This window comes from Actinosynnema sp., from assembly GCF_052038725.1.
On sequence record NZ_JBQGCX010000274.1, the window covers coordinates 1 to 1,779 of the forward strand.

Annotated in this window: 1 protein-coding gene; it reads left to right on the top strand. The window is 75.7% G+C overall.

Features of this window, described 5'->3' with window-relative positions; genetic code table 11:
• Positions 1–1,779 (top strand): non-ribosomal peptide synthetase (locus ACTUAL_RS05310; protein WP_440899458.1); only part of this gene is annotated, 1,779 nt, incomplete at both ends.

The window sequence follows — 1,779 nt, forward strand, 5'->3', positions numbered from 1 at the left end:
ACCGGGCTCACCGCTCTGCTCAGCCGGATGGGCGCGGGCCACGACATCCCGGTCGGCACGCTCATCGCGGGCCGCACCGACGAGGCGCTCGACGACCTCGTCGGGTTCTTCGTCAACACGCTGGTGCTGCGCGCCGACACCTCCGGCGACCCGAGCTTCACCGAGCTGCTGGGGCGGGTGCGGGAGAGCGCGCTGGCCGCGTACGCCAACCAGGACCTGCCGTTCGACCGGGTCGTGGAGGCGGTCAACCCGGCCAGGTCCCTGTCGCACCAGCCGCTGTTCCAGGTGGTGCTGGCGCTGCAGAACGTGCCCCGCTCCGGCCTCGCACTGCCGGGCCTGGCCACCGAGGTCGTGCCGGTGCACCCGGCCACCGCCATGTTCGACCTGTCCGTCACGCTGCTGGAGCGCGAGGGCGCCGGGGGAGTGCACGGCTGGGTCGAGTACGCCGCCGACCTGTTCGACGCCACCACGGTCCAGGCCCTGGTCACCCGCTGGGCGCGGCTGCTGGAGACCGCGCTCGCCGACCCGGCCCGCCCGCTGGGGCGGTTCGACGTGCTCACCGACGCCGAGCGCCACCTGCTGCTGGTCGAGCGCAACCGCACCGCCCACCCCGAGCCGGTGGCGAGCCTGCCCGCGCTGTTCGCCGCGCAGGTCCGCCGCACCCCGGACACCACCGCGGTCGTCTTCGGCGACGCCGAGCTGACCTACGCCGAGCTGGACGCCCGGTCCGACGCGCTCGCCCACGTCCTGATCGGGCGCGGGGCCGGGCCCGAGCGGGTCGTGGCGCTGCGGCTGCCCAGGGGCGTCGAGCACTTCGTCGCGCTCCTCGCCGTGCTCAAGACCGGCGCGGCCTACCTGCCGGTCGACCCGGACTACCCGGCGGCGCGGGTGGTGTTCATGCTCGCCGACGCCCGGCCCTTGCTCGTGCTGGACGACCCGGCGGACGTGCGCGCCCACTGGAACGACACCAGCGCACCACTGGGCGCCGGGCACGACCCGAGGCACCCGGCGTACGTCATCTACACCTCGGGCTCCACCGGAACGCCCAAGGCCGTCGTGATGCCCGCCGGCGCGCTGGTCAACCTGCTGCGCTGGCACCACCGCGCCCTCGGCGGCGAGGTCGGCGCGCGGGTCGCCCAGTTCACCTCCACCAGCTTCGACGTGTCCGCGCAGGAGATCCTGTCCGCGCTGCTGTTCGGCAAGACCCTGGTCGTGCCGGACGAGGAGCAGCGGCGCAGCGCCGAGCTGCTCGTCGACTGGCTCGACCGGCACCGCGTCGAGGAGCTGTACGCGCCGGACCTGGTCCTCGAAGCCGTGGCGGAGGCGGCGAACGAGCGCGGCCGGGACCTGCCCGCGCTGCGCCTGCTCGCCCAGGCGGGCGAGGCGATGCGGCTGGGCGGCGCGCTGCGCGAGTTCCAGCGGCGCGTGCCGGGGCGGGCGCTGCACAACCACTACGGGCCCGCCGAGACGCACGTGGTGACCGCGTTCCCGCTGCCCGCGGACCTGTCCGCGTGCCCGCTGCCGGTGCCGATCGGGCGTCCGGTGGCGAACACGGCGGTGTACGTGCTCGACGCCGCGCTGCGGCCCGTTCCGCCCGGCGTGCCGGGTGAGCTGTACCTGGCGGGCGCGGGGCTCGCGCGCGGCTACCTGGGCCGACAGGGGCTGACCTCGGCGCGGTTCGTGGCCGACCCGTTCGGCGGGCCGGGCACCCGGATGTACCGCACGGGCGATGTGGCCCGGTGGCGCGCCGACGGCGAGCTGGAGTTCGGCGGCCGTGCG